Raw genomic sequence first — 21,365 nt, 5'->3', positions numbered from 1 at the left:
TTTAGCGAATAATTTTACTTTTTGTAGAAATCATCGAAAACAGTAACTGGCAAATGACGCTTGTGTTTACTCTTGTTCCATAATTTTTCAATTTGGTTAGCAGCATTGTCAGAAACTTCTTTTCCTTCAAGGTAATCGTCAATTTCCTTGTAAGTTACACCAAGTGCAACTTCGTCCGGCAAGTCTGGCTTTTCTTCTTCAAGGTCAGCAGTAGGTGCCTTTTCGTAAAGGTGTTCAGGACAACCTAATTCTTTCAAAAGCATCTTACCTTGACGCTTGTCTAAACGGAACAATGGAGTCAAATCGGCAGCACCATCACCATACTTAGTGTAGAACCCACAGAAGTTTTCAGCGGCGTGGTCAGTACCTACAACTGCACCGTTGTTAGCACCAGCGATAGCGTATTGAACGACCATTCTTTCACGGGCCTTGATGTTACCCTTGTTAAAGTCGGTAATCTTTTGACCAGTTGCTTCAACTACCTTAACCATGGCGTCAACTGGTTCCTTGATGTTAACGATCAAATCTTGATCTGGGTGTTGAAACTTAACAGCATCAGCCGCATCATCTGCGTCAGCTTGAACACCATATGGCAAACGAACAGCGATAAATTGGTAAGAATCATCGCCAGTTTCCTTACGCATTTCTTCAATTGCCATTTGGCATAACTTACCAGTCAAAGTTGAATCTTGACCACCAGAAATACCTAAAACGTATGACTTAAGAAATGGGTTAGCCTTCAAGTAATCCTTTAAGAAATCGATTGAACGTCTGATTTCCTTCTTAGGATCAATTTCAGGTTGAACATGTTCATAAGCAATAATTTCTTTTTGTAATTCTCTCATCGACCAATACTTCTTTCTCTAATCTTACGACGAATGTCTTGGATAAGGTCCATTTTACTTTCGTACAAGTTTTGTGACAAGTCTACTGGGTATTCTTGTGGATTCAAGCTACGCTTGTATTCATCCCATAAGCCATCAAGGTTGTCAGCACAGAACTTCTTAATTTCATCAAGGCTAGGTTGCTTGTAAACGAGCTTACCTTCCTTAAAGATATCGTGCAAAAGCGGAATAGCAGTGTAATCAGTAACCACCTTGTTGATGTAAGTGTATTGAGGGTGGAACATGAACAATGCATCAAACTTACGTGGGTCTTCGTCGTAGCGAGATACCCAGTCACCTTCATTTTTCTTAGCAGTATTGGCACTGATACGCCATACTTGCTTCTTGCCTGGAGTAGAAACCTTGATTGCATTTGAAGAAATCTTCAAAGTGTCACGCATTGCGTGAACGTCATCTTCCATGGCAACTAACTTGTAAACTGCGCCAAGGGCCGGTTGGTCATAAGCGGTAATAAACTTAGTACCGATACCCCAAACATCGATCTTGGCACCTTGCATCTTCAAGTTAGTGATGGTGTTTTCGTCTAAATCATTTGAAGCAAAAATCTTAGCGTTAGGATAGCCGGCATCGTCTAATTCCTTACGAACTTGCTTAGAAATGTAAGCCATGTCGCCGGAGTCGATACGAACACCCAAGAAGTTGATCTTGTCGCCCATTTCGTTGGCAACCTTGATTGCGTTAGGCACACCACTTCTAACAGTGTCGTAAGTATCAACCAAGAAGACACAATCCTTGTGGGTTTCAGCGTATGCCTTGAAGGCTTCGTATTCGTTGCCGAATGCTTCAACTAAAGAGTGAGCATGAGTACCTGAAATTGGAATATTGAATAACTTACCAGCACGCACGTTACTAGTTGAGTCAAAACCGCCAATATAAGCGGCTCTAGCACCCCAAATAGCTGCGTCAGTTTCTTGAGCACGACGTGAACCAAATTCCATTATGCTGTCATCTTGAACAGCTAACTTAATACGCGCTGCTTTAGTAGCAAGTAATGTCTGGAAGTTGATGATGTTCAAAATAGCAGTTTCAACTAATTGACATTGAGCAAGAGGACCTTCAACTTGAAGGATTGGTTCATTAGCGAAGACCAATTCCCCTTCCTTCATTGAACGGATGCTGAGTTTTAAGTCCAAGTTGCGCAAGTATTCAATAAAGTCATCATCGTAGCCTTCTTGTTCTTTCAAATATTGAAGGTCGCTTTCCTTGAATTTTAAATTCTTCAAGTAATCGATGACGTGTTCAAGACCTGCGTAAACCGCATAACCGTTGCCGAACGGCTCTTTACGATAGAAGACTTCAAAAACAGCGTTGCGATCTGCGATGCCCTTCTTGAAGTAGGTGTACATCATGTTAATTTCGTATAAATCAGTGTGTAAAGCCAAAGAATCGTCTTTGTCTAATTCTGGGTAAAACATTGTTTCCCTTTCTGTTAATTAAAAAATTATGATTTTGTTTTTTATTATACAACCATTACGAACGTATGACTATTCTTCGACTCAAAACGTACGATATACAGCCAAAATTGAATCCAATTGATTCTTAATTGAAAAATGTTCTTCAGCGTAACGTTTTTCGGCATGAGCCATTTGACGGAGTTCCTTATTTGACTTGTTTACTGCGAAATTAATCTGCTTGGCAATGGAATCAATGTCGCCCACTTTAGCGATAAAACCATATTCTGGCCCAGGGATCATCTTATGAATGTCGCCTACGTCTGTGGATAAAATAGGAATTAAATTATCAGTTGCCTCTAAAAGCACAAGTGGAAAACTTTCGGAATATGAGGTCAAAACGGCAAGGTCGATGCGTTTATACAAGCCGCTCAATTGATGATGCGTCATAAAGCCGTGGAAAGTTACTTGTGGAGCCATGTTTAATTGTCTCGTCAAAGCCTTAAGCGGCTCAAGCTGACTGCCGTCGCCTGCGATGTGCAAACGAATATGCTGGTCGTTGAGCTGTTTAACCGCCTTAAGCAGCAATTCTTGGCCCTTTACCTTTTCGGTACGAGCAACGTTGATAATATTGAAGTATGTGTGTTCATATTTAGCAGGGATTTCGCTGTCGTTGTGGAAAACAATGCCGTTATAGATGACGTGCACCTTATTTTTATCCACCTGTGCTTTATTAATGAGCAATCTGGCAAAACGCTCAGTCACCGCCAAAACGCAGTCAGCCTTTCTTAAGGCACGGATATTCAAACTGGTGAAAATCTTGCCTAAAAGGCCGCGACCAGCAAAGTCCAAATAAGGATCAGAGTGCACCGTAATGCACCAAGTTGCCCTAATCTTCTTATGAATCAGTGAGAGAAATAAGTTGGCCCTGGCTCCGTGAGTATGCACGATGTCGTAGTCACCATCATTGATAAAGCGAGTTAATTTCTTCAAACCGGCTAAATCATAACGGCTATTTGCGCCCAAAACATGAGTCTCAATCCCGTGTTCACGTGCTGCCTGCGCAACAGGACCTTCTGCTAAAGTTAATAGTTCGAAGTCCTTGCCTTCCTGTTTGGCCTCGGTTAATAAATTTACAATATGCGATAGACCGCCGCCATTTTCAAGACCAGCATTTACATGCAAAACCTTCATTCTGTGATTATTTTCCTCTCTTCGATTGTTGAACTCGTGCTACGAACTGCGGCAAAACCAGCATTCGCTTGAAACGAGTTGGATTAGTAATTAAACGATAAAACCATTCTAAGTGCGTCTTTTGGAACGCTTCCGGCGCTCTTTTAACCATACCGGAAAAGACGTCAAAACTTCCGCCAACTCCCATCATTAGAGCAGGAAGTTCATTTCTGCGCAAAATTGCGAGTAGTTGCTCTTGCTTAGGAAAACCTAAGGCCGCAAAAACCATGTCTGGTTGGGTCTTGGCGATTCTGCGAGCTACCAGCTCTAAATCGTCGGTAAAGTAGCCGTCTTCGGCACCAACCAAGTTGATATTAGGATATTCCTTAGCCACTTTTGCTTGGACTGCGTGAATTACTTGTGGCTTAGCACCGATTAGGTAAACTCGACTGCCGCGGTCGTTAGCCACGCTCATTAACCAAGTAAAAAGATCATAGCCAGTTACTCGCTCAGGCAAAGGCTGCTTAAGCATCTTAGCTGCTTTAACAATGCCGATCCCATCAGCGGTAATGTAATCCGTGTCGTTTTTTAAGATTTTCATAAACTCGGGATTTTCATTAGCTGCCATCACGATTTCGGGATTGGCCGTTACTACAAAAGTAGATAAATGATTATTCAATCGCTCAATAAATTCATTTTGAAATTGATTAAAAGTCTTATTATCAAAATCAACGCCTAAAACATTAACTTTGTCCATTTTTGTACACCTCGCGCGTATTCTCATCTATTTTCTATTTTACCATTTGATCAGACAAGTAAGTGAATGAAGTCCAAGTTTCATATTTTCTTTAAACATGATAAGATCGTTTTAATCAAAGGAGCTGATTAACTGTTAACAAAAAATATGGAAATTTGTAGAAAATTATAGAAATATTTGCCATAATATTCATTAGGAAGTTAAACATGGAAGTGAATATTATGACAATTTTAAAACCTAAAGATGTCGCTGATCGTTTAGGAATAACCACTAGAACCCTCCAAACATGGGATCGAAAGGGTATTTTTAAAGCTAAGCGCTCTCCTACTAATCGCAGATTCTATACAGAAGATCAAATAAATCAATATTTGAGCAAAAATAGTCTAAGCTCAAATAAAAAACAAGTTGCTTATGCCAGAGTATCAACTTCTGGTCAAAAAGATGACTTAAAAGATCAATTAAGCTATATTCGACAATACGCTAACGCACAAGGTATCGTATTAGACGAAGAAATAAGCGATATTGGCAGCGGCTTAAACTATAAACGGCAAAAATGGAATAATCTTCTAGACGAAGTAATGAACAACAAAATAGATAAAATTTATATTACTTATAAAGATAGATTTATCCGTTTTGGCTATGATTGGTTTGAAAACCTATGTAAAAAGCATGGGACTGAAATAATTGTTTTGAATAATATTGACACTAGTCCTGATAAAGAACTGGTTGATGATCTGATAAGTATAATTCATGTGTTTTCATGCAGACTATATGGCTTAAGAAAGTACAAGAAAAAGATTAGAGGCGAGTACTTAAATGACGATCAAGACACAAGTAGTTAAGCTAAAAGTTAATAAGACCATGCAAAAGCATCTTGATGCTCTATGCGACTATCGTCGATACTGCTGGAATAAAGGCTTAGAAACTTGGCAATTAATGTATGAAGCTCATACATTAAACCAAAAAGATAATCCCAGTCCTAACGAACGCAGAGTCCGTGATGAACTAGTCGCAAATAAAGCCGACTGGCAATATGATTTGTCTGCCAGATGTTTACAATTAGCGATTAAAGACTTAGCTAATGCTTGGAAGAACTTCTTTGATAAGTCACAACCTGATTGGGGAATACCTAGTTTTAAATCTAAGAAAGCTCCCAGACAAGGCTTTAAAACTGATAGAGCTAAGATCGTTAATGGTAAGCTTCGCCTTGATCGTCCAAGAAGCATTTCAAAAGAGTCTTGGTTTGATTTAAAAAGCTATGAAGCTCTAAAGATGGATGAAGTCAAAGTAGTAAGTGTCTTCAAAGAAAAAGATAATTATTATGTGGCTCTTCCTTATGAAGAAGAAATTGAACTAAAAGCTAAAACCCAGCAAAAGACAGCAGTTGATGTCAATGTTGGCCACTTTAACTATACCGAGGGGCAAATCAATATTTTGCCTGCTAAATTGCAAAAGCTTTATAAGCGTATTAAGCATTATCAAAGAATGCTGGCACGTAAAAGAGAATTTAACGGTAAGTTAGCTACAAAATCAAATAATTACTTTGCAGTGAGAACCAAACTGCAAAGAGATTATCGCAAAGCAGCTAATATTCAAAACGATCTATTACAAAAATTTACTACTAAGCTTGTTAATAATTACGATCAAATTGTAATTGAAGATTTGGCAGTCAAAGAAATGATGATGACGCATGTAGCTTCAAAAGGAATGCAGAGATCACTTTTTAGCAAGTTTAGACGAATACTAACTTATAAGTGTGATTGGTATGGCAAAGAATTAATCCTGGCTGATAAAACATACCCATCAACTCAAAGATGTGCTGCGTGCGGTTATGTCAAAAAAGGCGAGGAAAAGATCACTTTGCAGGGCAATAAAAAGCATGGTACCAAACATAATGAGTATGTCTGTTATGAGTGTGGCTACAAGAATGATCGAGATGAAAATGCAGTTTTAAATCTTTTAGCTTTGGCAAAATAAAGAAAATAAACAGGGCTGGCTAGGTCCTTAAGCTGTAAGAGCTAGTCAATGTGATTACTCCTATTTGGAATATCAGAATACTAGTGAAGACGACAGTACACAAAGAAAGGAAAAATATATCTTTCTGATATGTAGGAAATTCGTATTCTTCTACATATTTCCATGTTTTATATAGCAGACAACATGAAGAGAGTAATTACTTATGGCACATTCGACCTGCTTCATTATGGTCATGTACGCCTGCTTAAACGTGCAAAAGAATTAGGCGATTATCTAATCGTGGGGCTTTCAACTGATGAATTCAACGAATTCAAGAAGCACAAGGAAGCCTACAACACTTACCCAGAAAGAAAATACATCTTGGAAGCTATCCGCTACGTTGATAAGGTCATCCCTGAAAAAGACTGGGATCAGAAGATCGACGACGTGAAGAAATACAATATCGACACCTTCGTGATGGGTGACGACTGGAAAGGTAAATTCGACTTTTTGAAGCCATACTGCGACGTCGTTTACTTGCCAAGAACGCCAGGTATTTCAACTACCAAGATTAAAGAAGACTTGAAATAACAAAAAAGCTCCAATCTCACTCAAATTCTGAATGAAGTTGGAGTTTTATTTTATCTATTCTAAACCAGCTACAAGTTTCTTAATTTCATCACGCACCTGACGAAAGACCACCATCTTTTGTTCAGGCGTTCCCTGTGCTTGCGCCGGATCAATCAAAGGCCAATGAAGACTTTTCGTTTGAGGCGGCAAAGCCGGGCAGCGATCCCGTGCATCCCCGCACAAGGTAACCACAAGATCAGCTGACTTCAAATAATCTGGATCGATTATCTTAGACATTTGCTTACTAATATCTACGCCATCTTCAGCCATAGCTTTAACCGCATATGGATTCATGCCATGCTTTTCAATCCCTGCACTTCTAACTTCGTATTTACCCTTTAACAGGATCTTGCCATAGCCTTCTGCCATCTGGCTTCTACAAGAATTACCAGTGCATAAAAAGTATATTTTCTTCATTATCTACTACTTAGAGAAAGTGAATTCAAATCTTTCGGCAACATAGCGAGCACGCGTATATTCAAATGGTTGACCTGATGCCAGTTCAGTAACCTGACGTCTAGTAATTAAAGCTTCGCCCTTCTTAGCTTTTAACAAGCGCGCATCTTGTTCATTAGCAATTGAGGCAGAAATATGTTCAGTTACTCGGCCTATTTCAAAACCGCCACGCTTTTCAAGTGTTTCATAAAGGTGGCTGGAAACTTCTTCTTTTGAGAAGTCCTTAACCAAGTAGTAAGGCACAGTAACTACTTCATAACAAATTGGCACATCGTCAGCGTAACGAATTCTCTCCATGCGTAGAACCTTTTCGTCCTTCTTAAGCATCAGACGTTCCTTTTCTGACAATGATGGGTTGCCAATTTGGTAAGATGTCAACTTGCTGGAAGGAACTTGACCATTTGCCTTAGTAATATCGGTAAATGACATGATCCCTGACATTCTTTCCTGCACCTTTTGGCTAGCTACATAAGTACCGCTGCCCAGGCGCCGTTCAAGAATCCCTTCTTCTTCCAGTGTCTTGATTGCTTGACGCAAAGTCATTCTTGAAACGCCAAACTTCACTGATAATTGACGTTCAGCTGGAATTCTGTCTCCCACTTTGTACACATGATTTTCAATATCGCGCTTGATCTGATTATGGATCTTGATATACATAGGTTCTTCCATAATATGTCGCCCTCCAAAGTCCTCTAATACTACCTGTTATTATAAAGTAAATTGGTCTAGATTGCATTTAATACGGTAGAATAATTTTACCATGCTATTTTCTTTTAGCGGTCCATTGAACACCTAAAATGTACACATTCGGACGTTTATCACATTCCACGCTGAGCTTCTCACCTTTGTCGGCGATGACGTTGGTGTGCAACTTGGCTTCGTCTTGAATAGCCAAATCGGCGCCGTTGGGATGAAGCAGTAAATCATGACCGCGCAAGTTAGCGTTGCCGCTCAATGCCAAGAAGTATTCATAATCCATGTTGCCCATAAAGCTGACACGTGTTGCTTCACAGCTGGATTGATCTTGAAAATCACTGTGGGCGGTCACAGTTGAATTGCTCATTGTGACTTTTGCCTCATTAATAACCACCATGCGGTTGATGGTGCAGTTTTGGATAATCGTCCGCGTCTTTTTATCGATATAAATGCCGCCGTTGAACTTGCTGTTCATGATGTTGCTCCAGCAGTCGTCACTGAGGTAAAGACATGAATCATCCTTAGCACGCACCGTACTGTTGAGCATGTTCATCCAGGTTTGTCCGTGCAATAAAATATAATCGGCTTCGGAATTATTAATATCAAGTTCTGCGTTGGTTTTGGCAAAAGTGTTGATGCTACCGTGGATGTTGGAATTATTGATAATCGCGGTACCTTGTCCCTCTAAGGCCAAAGCACAGTATTTATCAGACTTGTAGTCGATTTCGGAATCATTCATTTCCAAACGGAAATTAGCATTTTCGTACATGGAAACAGAGCCGTTAATCACCTTAGTTGAATAAAGTTCAACGGTTACCTTCCCGTTCACAGCGATCGCAGCAGTGTCGGTGCCGTTACCCTTGATAAAGCAATTACGTAGCGTCAAATAACCATCACTTTCAACTGGGACGAAAAGACTGTTGTTGTCAGTGCTGGTATTAATGCATAAATTTTCTAAAGTGACATAGCTGCTATCATCTGAAACGCTAATGTAGCCTTCAATTGTCGTATCTTCTGGGACGGATCCTGTCCCTTTAATCGTAATATCTGTTAGTGTTAAGCCTTGTGGCAAATAGTAAAAGCCAGGCCCCAGCATTAAAACGTCATCAGCACGCAAATCTTTTAACGCTTCCTGCCAACTGGTTTCGCTGCTTGAGCCGCCAACTCTGATTATTCTAGCCATTCAAATTTCCCCTTACTTAAAAAGACAGCTCTTATATTGTACTTGTTTTCCACTAATAATGGTTAATTTTTTCCTATTAAAAATAGAACCTGATCGAAATGATCAAGTTCTATCTACGCAAATGATGATATTTAATTTTAGGTAAAAAAAGAAACGTCATAAGACGTTTCTTTGATTAGGGTTGGGTGTTCTTTTAGAACTATTGGGTTAGCTGGATTCGAACCAGCGCATGATGGTACCAAAAACCATTGCCTTACCACTTGGCTATAACCCAATACCAGCTGAGCTTTTTACTTGTTGCTCAACAATGGAGGAGGGTGGATTCGAACCGCCGAACTCAGAGAGAGCGGTTTTACAGACCGCCGCGTTTAGCCACTTCGCTACTCCTCCGTTAGCTGACTTAATTATAATAACGAATATCTAGGACAAATGCAAGGAAAAATTGAAAAAAGTTTTCATTTTTTCTCCATTACGAAATTGATCAATTCTATTCCATCCCTTACAACTTTTTGTTTCCTAACTACAATGTATCCCCTAGCCTTAAAAAATGGTCTAGCAGTAATAGATGCATGTGTCACAATTTTACCATCTTTTATACTACTTTCCAGTTCATCACAAATAGCACTTGCAATACCTTGTCCTTGATAATCTTTATGAACAAAAAGTCTATCTAAATATCCTGATTTATCAATATCACCAAAACCTACAATTTGTTTTTTATCAATTGCAACAATCCTCTTGTGCGCTCTAAAAGATGCATCCCATTTTGGTAAATCAATCTCTTTATGTGCCCACGCATCCATTTGCTCTGGAGAGTAATCTAAAATGTTGATAGTATGTACAGTTTCATAAAACAATTGGGCTAGTTGTGCACAGTCAGCAGATTTATATTCACGTAAAATCATTTATATTTACTCGTTTGAAAAACAAAAGCCATTACTCTTATTGTGGTTTCTAGAGTAATGACTTCTGTGCCTTTGCATTGAATCAAAATGCAATTATGGCAAATTGTCCTTCGCTTTTAATATATCAAAATTTACGCTTATTAACAACGCCATTCAACAGCGCCCATCTTAACGTTCTTGTTAGCCTTAATTAATGCGGCACCATTGCCGATTTCTACGCCGCCGTCAAGAATTCCTTCGTCAGAACGAAGATTTAAGCTGCCGGCATCATAATCCATCACCATGTTTGGTCCCATCATCGTCATATCATACTTTGAAGTATAGATCTTCAAGCCCTGATCGTTTTCAAGCTCTACAGGATAATCGGGATCAACTTGATCAACCCAGATGATTGAAAAGTGGGAACCAATGCTGCAGCCGCCACCCTTGATAGAATACTTGCCACCACCATCATCGGTGATTAAGATCAAAGTCTTGTCTGCGATTTCTCTTCTCTTTAAGTAATCAAGTGCTTTATCAGTAAATGTAATTTTCAACATAAGTCCACTCTCCTTTTCGCTTTGTTAATTAAATTATAGCGAAAAAAGCTAGTAAATAAATTGATCTAAATCAAGAAATATTAATTTAGGCACAAAAGAATCATTACCTTAAGGAGACCATGGTAACGACTTTTTTACACATATAGATCATACTGAGTATTTAAAAGTGTATTGCATCATGAATTACAATACACCTATAATATAACACCTTTTCTAAAGATTGGCTTAAAATAAGACTTATTTTTTAGCTAAAAATATCAGACTAGCATTGATAACACAAACATATTTTCGTATAATAGCATTATCAAGTAAGTGAACGTATATTCGCTTAGCATAGTAAGGTGGGGATGCACATGTATGACTATAGATATGAACCACACAGGCTAGTCTTCATGATCGATAATAAGAGCTTCTTTGCAAGTTGCGAATCAATCAGATTGGGTTTGAATCCCATGAAGTCGGTGTTAGCCGTAATCTCTCGTCAGCCAGATTCCAGCTGGGGTTCTGGGTTAATCATGGCCGCATCCCCTTTGGCTAAGAGAAAATACGGCTTGCACAATGTAATGCGGGCAAGGAATTTACCGTCTAAAAAAGAAGCACCTGACTTGATGCTGGTGGACCCACATATGAATCTTTACATCAAGCGTAGCATGCAGGTGCTGGATATTTTCCATAAATATGCGGCGGACGAGGACATTCACATGTACTCTATCGATGAAGGCATGATCGATATGACTAATTCGTGGAAGCTTTTCGGCGATGATCCGTATTATGTCGCAAGAAAAATTCAAAAAGATATCCACGATACGCTGGGGCTGTACACGACCTGCGGCATTGGTGAAAATCCCTTGCTAGCCAAACTTGCTATGGATATTTCGGCTAAGCATCGCGAGTCGATGATCGACTTCTGGCATTATATCGACGTCCCTGATACGATCTGGCGCATCCCTAAGCTCGAAGACGTCTGGGGCATCAACACTAGAACGGCCGACCACTTGAGACGACTTGGCATCAACAACATGTACGACCTCGCCCACTCTAATCCGGAAATTATGAAAAGAGAATTCGGCGTGATTGGCGAGCAGCTCTATGCCATGAGTTGGGGCGTCGATCGCAGCATCATCAGGAATAAATACATTACGAAAGCTAAAAGCTACAGCAATTCCCAGGTCTTGAATCGCGACTACTATGATCAAAGACAGATTGAAATCGTCATTCGTGAGATTGGTGAACAAGTAGCAGCGAGAATCAGGGCGCATGATATGCGAACTGGTAAAATCGGCTTATTCATTGGTTATTCTTTTGATTCGATCGATCCGGACCATCCGCGTGGCGGCTTTAACGTGCAAAAGAAAATTACTCCGACTAACGATAATCATGATTTAACTACGCAGCTGATTGATCTGTTTAGAAGCAAATGGCAAGGCGAAGGCGTCAGGAATATTGGCGTTGATTATGGTGACCTGTAGCTGGACACTAGTCAGCAATTCAACTTGTTTGTTAAGCCGGATTTGCAGGTGAAGCGGAAGACTTTGGATAAAACGGTTGATAGTCTGCGGAAAAAATACGGCTTCTCTAGTGTGGTGAAGGCCTCTAGCCTGCTGCCAGGAACTACAGCGATCAGACGTAGCAAACTCGTAGGCGGCCACAATGGAGGCAACGCTTATGAGTAGCGAGCTTGATAAAAGGGTTGAGGAATTCTTTAGGAACTATCAGGATCGAGGGATGAAAAAATGGGCCGGGTTCTACTTGAGTGACCACACGGCTAAGATTAATCAGGAGCAGCGAAGAAGAGATACTGTCTACGTTAAGAAAAAGCCGATGAGTCAGAAAGATATCAGGGCCATGTTAATGCAGTCTTTTGGTGAACATAGAAAGGTGTCGGTGCAGCTCAAGGAGCTGTCTGTCGATAGTGACGTAAAGGCTGATATTGTTGGCTTTGTCGAGGGCTATCAGGAAGATACGGCGATCATTTCGCGGAATCTGGTTCTGATTGAGGATATTAATCATATTGAATTTATTGAATGAAAAAAGTCATTACTCTTCTATTGGAATTATAGTAATGACTTTTTAGTTTTAACCAAAAACCACGCTGCTTGGAGCGTGGTTTCTATTATTATTAAAATTTTATTCAGTTTTTATATCAAACCGGACTTCTTTTTAATAGAAGTTTACAGCCTTAATGTAACGCTTGTTGTTGTTTCTGCAACCCTCAATTCTGTAGTACTTCTTACCGTTCTTGAATCTCATTGCAGGACCGTAAGTAGTTACAGTTTGGCCTCTATACATCTTGCCAGTACCTGGGGTACGACGGTATGATGACCAGTAAATGTAAGCGTTGTGACGTAAAGTACGTTGGTTACCAGTAATGTTGGTTACACGAACGTATTCATCCTTGTTAGCAACCTTGTAGTAAGTCTTGCCGTTGATGGTTACAACAGTTGGAACGATATCAATGTTGTCATATGCGTAATACATGTGGCCTAAATAGTTACCGTTCTTGTCGTAAGCACGTGAGTCAATCATTACTGGGTAAGTCTTAACGTTAGTATCACCAGCCGGTTTTACAAGTGCTGAAGTTTTTACCCACATATTACTACCATTAGCATCTGATTTAGACTTGGTTGAAACTTGTGAGTATGAAACATTACCAATTGTTTCAGTCTTGTCTGAAACGTAAACTTGGTCGCCATCTTTGAATGTGGTTGAATTACTCAAAACATTACCACCGTAAATGCTGTAAGTTGGAATTGAACTTGCACCATTAGCATATAAAGTTTGCTTTTGACTTGAAGTAATCAAAACAGTATAAGTTGCAGTGGTCTTCTTACCAGTGTTACCAGTTGCAGTTAAAGTTACGTTGTAGTAACGACCTGCTTCTGAAGTATTAACCGGGTTGGAAGTTGCTTCAATACTTGCGTAAGTTGAGTTATCTTTACTTTGTTGTGCTGAAATAGAAATTGTATCACCATTACTGTTAATGAAGCTCAATGGATTGAAGCTTGAACCAACAGCAACTTGAAATACTTGGCCATTTAAGCTAGCACTTTGTGCTTGACCGCCCTTAGTCCAATTAATTTGTGGATTTTGAGTGGTATCTACCGGAGCGGAAGCACCTTCTGGCACCATAGGAATTTGAATAGTAGCAGTTTGATTGTTAGCACTTGCACTTAAAGTAATATTAAATGAAGTGCTTGGTACCTTATCAATTTCCTCGTAAGATTTTTCACCCTTCTTAGAAGGATTAATGGTCTTAGTGGTTACACCATTATTCTTCAATTGATTAATGAAGTCTTGTTCATTAATAGTAACATTTTCGCCACCAGCATAGTTATCTTTGTGGAATTGAACGGCTTTAGAAATTTTACTAATTAAATCTGAAACTTTATCACCACTCTTAAAACTTACAGTAGTACGAACAACGTTACCTAAAGGATTACTTTGAGTAGATTCACCAATAATTTCATTATTATAAGTGAAATATGGTTTATTTTGAGGTGCTTGGGTGTTTGTATTAGTAGTATTTGCACCAGTACCTGTTGATGAGCCAACATTTACAGTAGTATCAGCATTAACTGGAATAGCCGTAGAAACGACCGGAGCAACAGCTAACAAAGCAGCAGCTGCAACACTAACAATTCTTAAATTCTTCTTCATTATGTGGTCTCCTTTTCAGAAAAAATCACTATGTAAGCGATCGATAAGAAATATTCTCGCTATCTTTATCTCTTACTCGCTTGTGAATCTATTATACCATTTTTCCTATTATTGTATAAAAACAACGCTTAGATCAGGTACGCGATCTTCAGGGCTACCCTCCCCTCAGACCGCTACAGATATCCTATAACTAAAACGTTAAACTGTAGTTACCACACTATTACAATTTTAATTCATAAATTTACGATTTTGTGAATTTCGTCTCAAACTATTGACTTTTAATCCACCAATGAGTTTTTTTTATTCATTTTTAACTAAAAGATCTTCTTCCTTAACGAAAGCCAACTTTTGAATAAAAATGTAACACATGAGGTAGCCAAGCAGCAGTGGCATCCCCGCAAAAATCGCTACCAAGAACACAATCGTAATCGGACCACTCGCCATATTTTGGTAAGCCGCAAGCGGACCAATCAATCCTGTTGAACCGAAGCCAGCAAAGTTAGCCGTACCTGTGATGTTGAAGATCGCACCAACCCAGCCGGCAATCCCAGCGGACACAACCACCGGCACGAACAGCTTAGGATTTCTCAAAATATTAGCCATCTGAATCTTAGGCGTACCCAAGAAGTGCGCAATCGTTGTCCCGAAGCCGTTCACTCTGCTACTCATAATTGCCAAAGTAAATGCGCCGGCAGTGATTCCCAAGTTGGCACTACCTGACGCAATGCCTTCGATCCCGATCGCCATTGCGATACCCACTGAAGAAACTGGGGAAACGATCAATGCCGCAAAGATTGCACCCATGAACATGCCCATCACAAGCGGTCGGAAGTCGGTCAAAACAGAAACGACGCTACCGATCATGCCTGTGATCATCTTGGTGTAAGGGAGCGCAAACTGGCCAAGTCAACCTGCAAACACAGCTACTGACAATGGCAGGAAGAGCACAGTGTAGCTACCAAGCTTTGGCGTTAAGTACTTAACCAGTGTTGCCGCAATAAAGATCGTAAGCGCAATGTTGATGACATCCCCTGATCCATTCAACATAATGTGGCCGTTTTTCATTTCCAACGCACCACTGGCAATCATCGTAGTTGCCGCAACTGAACTCGACTGAATCAAGTTGAACTTGAGCAGGTATGACACACACAGACCGGCAAACACGGCCAGCAAGTTTTGCATCAATGTCGTCATCGTCAAGATGTCTTGCGCACCTGGCCAGAAGCTGGACATTCCTTTCATCAGCTCATTAATCAGCGCACCCGGCACCAGCGCGATCACCACGCCGGAACTCACACCATTCAATATGTTTAAAAGGTTTTCTTTGAAATCTTTTCGCATAGGTCCTTTCCTCGTTTCGTTAAAAATAAAAAGCCCCAGAGCATATCTCCAATGTCATTAAGTTAAGACATTGACATTATATCGACAGCTTTTAAAGATCGAATCATTTTGATTCGGTCTTTTTTCTTTTTAAAATAAAAAGTAAGCAGAGTTTATTTGCCCTTCTGCTCACTTTCGTCATATTATCTGGTCTTTCATAGAAAGCTGTGCCTCTTATGAAATCCCTTCACTCAAATATTTTAAAGCTGATGGATAGTATTATCAATAAAATTGCTGACAACATTCACGATTTCTCTGTATCTGATCAAGCTTTTACTCGCTGTCGTAAGCTCAATTCCACTGATTTGATTAAGTTAATTCTTAACATGGGAGCTGGCAGCCTGAATTCGGAAATTTTTCATGCTTTTCCTGACATAAATTCTAGAATGACTGCTTCGGCTTTTGAACAACAAAAGGCTAAATTAAAGCCTGAATGCTTTAAAGAAATTATGGCTGAGCTTAGTCAGGCAAACAATGCACCGCAATTACTAGATGACAAATACTTAGTTGTAGCGATTGATGGTTCCGATTTTGATCAGCCTTTTAATCCAAAATCAAAGAATATTTTTCAAGGCAAAGATGGTAGAAAATATTGCCAGATACATGTAAACGCTTTTTATGATGTTTTGAATAAATTATATTTAGACATGGTTATCCAACCTAGACAAAAAATGGATGAACGTGAGGCAGCTTTAACCATGATAAAGAAATTAGCCCAGCAAGAAAAAGATTTTCTAGTCCTGATGGATCGTGGCTACATTAGCTTTAATTTAATTGAAAATTGCAATCGATTAAAACATTGCCACTATGTTATGCGATCAAAATCCGGAGATGGTGCTTTTAAAGAAATTGTAGCTATGTCGAATCATGAATACGATATTGACTTATCATGCAGAGTAACTTCGTCACATTATTATTATGTCACCCATAAAGATACAGAAAAGTTTCTTCACCTGATTCTTCACAAAAAGCATCACTATAAAGCTGTTCGTTCTAAAAATACCAGAGATCAACGCTGGGATTTTGAGGATATGTGTGATGTTAGATTTAGAGTTTGTAAGTTTAGAATCAATCCACCAGGTTCAGACGATGAGTGGGAAGTCCTCATCACCAATTTAGATCGAAATGAATATCCTCTAGCTAGAATGAAAGAGATCTATCATCTTCGCTGGGGAATAGAAACTTCTTTTAGGGAGCTTAAATATGACTTAAGCGGCATACAGTTTCATTCTAAAAAAGATCAATTTGTTTATATGGAAATATACGCCCATTTTGCAATGTATAATGCCGTGAGTTTATCAATAATTGCGAGCTCAAAACCGTATACTCAGGGAAAATATCAATATCAAATAGATTTTAAAATGGCCTGTTGTATCTGGCGACGATATTTTAGTATAAGTGATAATTCAGATAAAAACTTCACACAATTACTGCTAGATGTGGCATTTTATTTAACGCCCATTCGACCAGGAAGAAAAGATAAACGAAATCTAAAAGTTAAATTAGTAGTTGGCTTTCCTTATCGTCTAGCAGCTTGAACTAATTTAAACGGCTATCTTAAGATGGCTTATTTGTGCTATCAAAAAAAGACATTTATCAAATAAAATAATTCGATAAATGTCTCAAAAAGTGTCATCAGATTAGTCAATGTCTTAACTTAATGACATTGAGCATATCTCTGGAGCTTTATTTAGTCTATTCCGGAACTAGCTCGCAGAATTTTTTCATACCAAAAAAAGTATTAAAAATTCTCATCCTAGTTCCCCCTATATGTAATATTATACTTGAACTTTATTCACAATCATAGTTAAGAATGTGTTAAGTTATCTTCTTTTGCGATCTGCGGCTAACCCGATGATTGCGGCGAGGGACGCGATGCCGAGGCCGAGCCATGCTAAGGAAGCGGTACTCTTTTCACTGGTTTGTGGCAAGTACATGTGACCATTCTTATCAACGTAACCCACTGCTTGACCTTTAGCGTTGAGGATTTGACCCTTGGTGTTAATGGTGTAGCCATTTGGTAAAGTTTCACCATCAGGAGCTGCTACACCCTTTGGGCGAGCAGTATTTTCAGCATGTGGCATTACGTTGTTTGTAGTGCCGTTAACCTTGTTTCTACCTTTAATAGTTTCGCCATGAACTGAAGAATTGTAATTGTAACCCTTTCCCTTCTTTGGAGCTACCGGCTTATTTGTGTGTTTCTTAGCTGGTTCAGTTGACTTAGCCGGCTTGCTTGGTAGCATCTGTAGGAGCTTCAGTCTTATCTGCAGCTGATGTTTCGTCAGCTGGCTCTGTAGTCTTTTCTTCCTTTACATCTGCATTTGTAGTTGGATCAGTAGCAGCTTTATCATCTGTTACAGGAGTTTCAACTTTTACATCTTCTGTCTTAACATCATTCTTTGCTTCACTAGTAGAAGCATCAACCTTTTCAGAAGTAGCTTGCACTGCAGTATCATTGGCATCAGCATGTACAGTTTGTGTACCAAAGCCTAAAAAACTTAATCCAATTAATACACTAGCAGCACCAATAGTTAACTTACGAATAGAAAAGTGTTGTTGAATATTTCTCATTTTGCGTCCCCCGAAGACAACCTAATGTTTAATCCCTTATCAAAGCATTAACTTATTCTTTTTATTATATAAATTGCGTTATTTTTCTTCATTCTTTATCATATTTGTTATTTATAGTAATTCAAGTGTTTATCAATTTTTCTACTATAAAATTTATAACAATTAAAAAGTGCCATATAAAAGGAATGTCAACTCATAACAAAACTGTTTTTTAATACAAAAAAAGGCCGAGCTCATCACTCGGTCTAAATTGTTTAATTAAGCCTTATTTTCCTTAACGTACTGCTCCAGTCGCTTCAAACCTTCCTTAATATTGTCCATCGAAGTTGCGTAAGATAAACGAATATAGCCTTCGCCGCCCTTGGCAAAGAATGAACCAGCAACCCCAGCCACGCGGCCTTTCTCAGCTAAATCATAGATGAACTTGGTATCATCTTGTTCAAGCCCCGCCGGAATCTTAGCAAAAATGTAGAAGGCACCCTTTGGCTTGACGCATTCAAAGCCCAATTTGGTTAAACCATCATAAAGCACATCGCGACGCTTCTGGAATTCTTTTTTCATTGGCAAAGCATCGTCTTTGCCGTTAGCCAGGGCCTCTTCAGCCGCATCCTGCATTGGCGTTGGCTCCGTCGTGGTAATCGCTTGATGAATCTTGGCAATTGATCCAAAATCGGCTTAGGTGCAGCCACCACACCGATCCGGTAACCTGTCATCGCCCATGCCTTGGACACACCGTTCATCAATACGACTTGATCATGCAAGGTCTGTTCCATCGAAGCATGTGGCTGATCATAATTGAGTTCGCTGTAAATTTCATCGGCAAGAACAAAGATTGGCTTGTCACGCACCACATCAGCTAATGCATCGAGCTCATCTTGCGTGTACATAACGCCCGTTGGGTTTGTTGGATAGTTCATCACCAATGCCTTTACTCGATCGCCGTATTTGTCTAAAGCTGCTTGCAATTTATCCGGCGTTAATTTGAAGTCATCGTCAGAAGTGCCGATTTGTTCAACCATTGCACCCATGGATAGGGCATCCCCAATATAAAGCGGAAAAATTGGTGTTGGCACCAAAACAACGTCGCCTGGATTAAGCACCGCAGTCAAAAAGTCGTAGATCGACTCCGTTACCCCATTGGTGATCAAAATTTCGCTTGAGTCGTATTTTTGTCCATATTTTTCAGCTAAAAAATCGGCTGCCGCCTTGCGCAAACCTGGAGTCCCGTTAGATGGCGCATAGTGCGAGTGGTTGTTAGCGATGCTGGCTTCGGCCGCTTTTTTAATATGCTCTGGTGTGTTAAAGTCAGGCTCACCAATTGTGAATTTGATAATGTCGGGAATTTTGTTGGTGTAAGCCGCAAAGGCTAAAATCTGCCCTGGCTTTTGTTCAACTAAGCCTTTTTTCATGTGTTTTGTTAAGTCGACCATAGTTTTTCCTCCTTATATCGAACTAAATTAATTCAAATATAGGAGTCTTTTTAATCCTTGTCAAAGGAAAAATTAATTCTTACTTTTGCCTTTTTCATTCTATTTAAAATGCACGTTAAACCAAATAACTACTAAAGCATAAATGCTATAAATAATCGCAACTGGTGGATAAGTTGCTTGCCATTTAACTAGCAACAGGACAATTAAAATTATTGCTAAAACAATCGTCAATATTCTTAAACGTGGAAAATATGACAAAATCGCGATCATTAAGATTAAAACTATATCTGCTACTAAGATGGCAAAATCCATCGGATATGATTTGATATAAAAATCTTGAAACGCTGATGAACTACACCGGCACTAAAGTACCGGGTTTCTGGGAACACTAAGTAGTGTTTAGGATCTTACTGGTACTGTTGCCATGCCTAACTCACGGAACTCAGCTGTTTACCATGGCCAGTTCCTGACTATTTAGCTTTTCGATGTCCTGTGTTGTACGAGCTAAAGCTCTACAATGCAGGCTTTGCTTTTATTCAAGATATTAATTGCCGCATTAATATCTCGATCGTGATGTGTTTGACACTTAGAGCAGCTCCACTCACGAATGTTCAATGGCTTTTCTCCGCTGTTATAGCCGCATTTAGAACAAATCCTTGAAGTATTCTTTGGATCAACAGCAACTAGCTTCTTGCCGTACCATTGACACTTATATTTCAACATTTGTCTAAACATGCTCCAGGAAGCATTAGCGATTGACTTCGCTAAATGATGATTTTTTTGAAGATTCTTGACTTTCAAATCTTAAATCACAATTACATCATATTGCTTAACCAAGTGTGTTGTCAGCTTGTCAAGATAGTCTTTACGCTGAGCAGCTACTTTAGCTTGATAGACTGCTTTAGTCCTTTGAGCTTTTTGCCAGTTTAAAAAGCTGCCCAAACTTCTAGGATTTAATACTTTCCTGTTTTTATCCTGCAAACAAAGCAACTGAGCCGAATGTCTTCTGCGTGAATACTTCTTTTGCCAGCTAATAGCTTGCTTCTCATAATAAGAACCATCAAAAGAAGGATATTTAAGTCCATTGGACAGAATAGCCAGATCAGTCACTCCAACATCGATCCCAACTTTTTTACCGGTTTGTTTAAAAGGCTTAACCGGATTGGTTTCTACTTGTAAGCTTAAGTAGTATTTTCCAGTTGGTTCAAGCACAACAGTGTAGCGCTTGATTTTAGTATCTTTTAAAATATCTGTTTTACTTGTCTTGATGTAGCCCAATTTAGGCATCTTCAAATACCTCCTGCTAGCTATTCGAACAAGCGACTTGCCAGTATAAGAGTTCTTTAAGTACTTGCGGGAATGAAATCTTGGCTTGCCAACTTTGCCTGTCTTATCATTAAAGAAGTTCTTCCAAGCTTGATATAAGGAGGCATTAACCACCTGCAGACTGGAAGAGTCACTGCTTTTCAGAAAAGGATATTCTTGCTTTAACGGTTTAAGCAGATAATCCAATTTAAACTTAGATAAGAAAGGCAAATCCTTATTGTTTTGATAGCGTTCATTCATCATGGCCAGCATTTGATTCCAAACAAAACGATCATTGCCAAACATTTGCCAGAGCTGATCCTGTTGAGTTTGGTTAGGATATAAGCGCAGCTTGATCCTTTTAGCACATTCGTTCCCCCCTCCTTTTGATAAAAATTATATCAAAAGAAAAAGCAGAACACTAGTTTTAA

At 39.3% G+C, this 21,365-nt stretch carries 18 protein-coding genes, 2 tRNA genes and 4 pseudogenes; 6 read left to right on the top strand and 18 right to left on the bottom strand.

The features are described from left to right. Positions 1 to 14 precede the first annotated feature (14 nt). The 4 genes from nadE to LA20531_RS08320 form a co-directional block, all read right to left on the bottom strand. Positions 15 to 845, bottom strand: a complete 831-nt coding sequence (gene nadE / locus LA20531_RS08335) for an ammonia-dependent NAD(+) synthetase (protein ID WP_056939939.1) — start codon at positions 843 to 845, stop codon at positions 15 to 17. Beyond that, the gene (locus LA20531_RS08330; RefSeq protein ID WP_056939940.1) at positions 842 to 2,320 is read right to left on the bottom strand and encodes a nicotinate phosphoribosyltransferase; all 1,479 of its coding nucleotides are present in this window, start codon (positions 2,318 to 2,320) and stop codon (positions 842 to 844) included. Before LA20531_RS08330 ends, nadE begins: the two co-directional genes overlap by 4 nt. Positions 2,321 to 2,401: 81 nt before the next feature. Then, positions 2,402 to 3,490: a glycosyltransferase family 4 protein gene (locus LA20531_RS08325; RefSeq protein ID WP_056939941.1), complete on the bottom strand. Its 1,089-nt coding sequence runs from the start codon at positions 3,488 to 3,490 to the stop codon at positions 2,402 to 2,404. A 7-nt stretch (positions 3,491 to 3,497) separates the two neighbouring features. After that, entirely contained in the window at positions 3,498 to 4,226 is a 729-nt protein-coding gene (locus LA20531_RS08320) for a WecB/TagA/CpsF family glycosyltransferase (RefSeq protein WP_013437346.1), read from the bottom strand. Between the two features lie 221 nt (positions 4,227 to 4,447). On the opposite strand from LA20531_RS08320, the gene LA20531_RS08315 reads away from it, so the two are divergent. The 3 genes from LA20531_RS08315 to tagD all read left to right on the top strand — a co-directional run bounded on the left by LA20531_RS08315 (position 4,448) and on the right by tagD (position 6,773). Then, the gene (locus LA20531_RS08315) at positions 4,448 to 5,068 is read left to right on the top strand and encodes an IS607 family transposase (RefSeq protein ID WP_056940766.1); all 621 of its coding nucleotides are present in this window, start codon (positions 4,448 to 4,450) and stop codon (positions 5,066 to 5,068) included. Continuing rightward, positions 5,043 to 6,203: an RNA-guided endonuclease InsQ/TnpB family protein gene (locus LA20531_RS08310; RefSeq protein WP_099202335.1), complete on the top strand. Its 1,161-nt coding sequence runs from the start codon at positions 5,043 to 5,045 to the stop codon at positions 6,201 to 6,203. Before LA20531_RS08315 ends, LA20531_RS08310 begins: the two co-directional genes overlap by 26 nt. A 183-nt stretch (positions 6,204 to 6,386) precedes the next feature. Continuing rightward, positions 6,387 to 6,773 carry a glycerol-3-phosphate cytidylyltransferase gene (tagD, locus tag LA20531_RS08305; RefSeq protein ID WP_013437345.1) on the top strand — a complete coding sequence of 129 codons (387 nt, stop codon included), beginning with the start codon at positions 6,387 to 6,389 and terminating at the stop codon, positions 6,771 to 6,773. Between the two features lie 54 nt (positions 6,774 to 6,827). Here tagD and arsC read toward each other — a convergent pair whose 3' ends face one another. The 7 genes from arsC to LA20531_RS08270 all read right to left on the bottom strand — a co-directional run bounded on the left by arsC (position 6,828) and on the right by LA20531_RS08270 (position 10,591). Further along, complete coding sequence (gene arsC, locus LA20531_RS08300) at positions 6,828 to 7,229, bottom strand: arsenate reductase (thioredoxin) (RefSeq protein WP_056940618.1); 402 nt, start codon at positions 7,227 to 7,229, stop codon at positions 6,828 to 6,830. Between the two features lie 6 nt (positions 7,230 to 7,235). After that, entirely contained in the window at positions 7,236 to 7,937 is a 702-nt protein-coding gene (locus LA20531_RS08295; protein ID WP_013437341.1) for a GntR family transcriptional regulator, read from the bottom strand. A 94-nt stretch (positions 7,938 to 8,031) separates the two neighbouring features. Next, positions 8,032 to 9,147: a hypothetical protein gene (locus LA20531_RS08290; protein ID WP_056940617.1), complete on the bottom strand. Its 1,116-nt coding sequence runs from the start codon at positions 9,145 to 9,147 to the stop codon at positions 8,032 to 8,034. A 202-nt stretch (positions 9,148 to 9,349) separates the two neighbouring features. Beyond that, positions 9,350 to 9,421 (bottom strand) — tRNA-Gln (locus LA20531_RS08285). Positions 9,422 to 9,455: 34 nt separating this feature from the next. Further along, positions 9,456 to 9,537 (bottom strand) — tRNA-Tyr (locus tag LA20531_RS08280). 65 nt (positions 9,538 to 9,602) lie between these two features. Beyond that, a complete protein-coding gene (locus LA20531_RS08275; RefSeq protein ID WP_013641596.1) occupies positions 9,603 to 10,052 on the bottom strand; it encodes a GNAT family N-acetyltransferase in 450 nt (149 codons plus the stop codon). A gap of 140 nt (positions 10,053 to 10,192) precedes the next feature. Continuing rightward, a complete protein-coding gene (locus LA20531_RS08270; protein ID WP_013437337.1) occupies positions 10,193 to 10,591 on the bottom strand; it encodes an iron-sulfur cluster biosynthesis family protein in 399 nt (132 codons plus the stop codon). Between the two features lie 353 nt (positions 10,592 to 10,944). On the opposite strand from LA20531_RS08270, the pseudogene LA20531_RS08265 reads away from it, so the two are divergent. Both LA20531_RS08265 and LA20531_RS08260 read left to right on the top strand, forming a co-directional pair. Continuing rightward, positions 10,945 to 12,264: pseudogene (locus LA20531_RS08265) on the top strand (Y-family DNA polymerase). After that, entirely contained in the window at positions 12,257 to 12,619 is a 363-nt protein-coding gene (locus tag LA20531_RS08260; RefSeq protein ID WP_056940616.1) for a hypothetical protein, read from the top strand. Before LA20531_RS08265 ends, LA20531_RS08260 begins: the two are co-directional and overlap by 8 nt. A 132-nt stretch (positions 12,620 to 12,751) precedes the next feature. Here the strand turns inward: LA20531_RS08260 and LA20531_RS08255 are convergent, their stop codons facing one another. Next, positions 12,752 to 14,248, bottom strand: coding sequence for an SLAP domain-containing protein (locus tag LA20531_RS08255; protein WP_056940615.1), 1,497 nt, complete (start codon positions 14,246 to 14,248; stop codon positions 12,752 to 12,754). Between the two features lie 300 nt (positions 14,249 to 14,548). Continuing rightward, positions 14,549 to 15,589 (bottom strand): annotated as a pseudogene (locus LA20531_RS08250) (PTS sugar transporter subunit IIC). Between the two features lie 215 nt (positions 15,590 to 15,804). Between LA20531_RS08250 and LA20531_RS08245 the strand changes: the two are divergent. Further along, on the top strand, positions 15,805 to 17,166 hold the full coding sequence (locus LA20531_RS08245) for an IS4 family transposase (RefSeq protein ID WP_099202230.1): 1,362 nt from the start codon (positions 15,805 to 15,807) through the stop codon (positions 17,164 to 17,166). Between the two features lie 285 nt (positions 17,167 to 17,451). Here LA20531_RS08245 and LA20531_RS11660 read toward each other — a convergent pair whose 3' ends face one another. The 5 genes and pseudogenes from LA20531_RS11660 to LA20531_RS08220 form a co-directional block, all read right to left on the bottom strand. Further along, positions 17,452 to 17,871 (bottom strand): LPXTG cell wall anchor domain-containing protein, encoded by a 420-nt coding sequence (locus LA20531_RS11660; RefSeq protein ID WP_236704184.1) that lies wholly within the window; start codon positions 17,869 to 17,871, stop codon positions 17,452 to 17,454. Continuing rightward, on the bottom strand, positions 17,849 to 18,199 hold the full coding sequence (locus LA20531_RS08235; protein WP_233994823.1) for a YSIRK-type signal peptide-containing protein: 351 nt from the start codon (positions 18,197 to 18,199) through the stop codon (positions 17,849 to 17,851). The genes LA20531_RS11660 and LA20531_RS08235 overlap by 23 nt, the downstream gene beginning before the upstream one ends. Positions 18,200 to 18,457: 258 nt before the next feature. After that, positions 18,458 to 19,629, bottom strand: a pseudogene (locus LA20531_RS08230) (aminotransferase class I/II-fold pyridoxal phosphate-dependent enzyme). Between the two features lie 99 nt (positions 19,630 to 19,728). Next, a complete protein-coding gene (locus tag LA20531_RS11275; RefSeq protein ID WP_236704183.1) occupies positions 19,729 to 19,941 on the bottom strand; it encodes a hypothetical protein in 213 nt (70 codons plus the stop codon). Between the two features lie 192 nt (positions 19,942 to 20,133). Continuing rightward, positions 20,134 to 21,291 (bottom strand): annotated as a pseudogene (locus tag LA20531_RS08220) (RNA-guided endonuclease TnpB family protein). Positions 21,292 to 21,365: the final 74 nt, after the last annotated feature.

The sequence above is a fragment of the Lactobacillus amylovorus DSM 20531 genome (assembly GCF_002706375.1).
Classification (GTDB): domain Bacteria; phylum Bacillota; class Bacilli; order Lactobacillales; family Lactobacillaceae; genus Lactobacillus; species Lactobacillus amylovorus.
The sequence above is the reverse complement of the archived record's forward strand: the minus strand, read 5'-3'. Positions and strand labels throughout refer to the sequence as shown.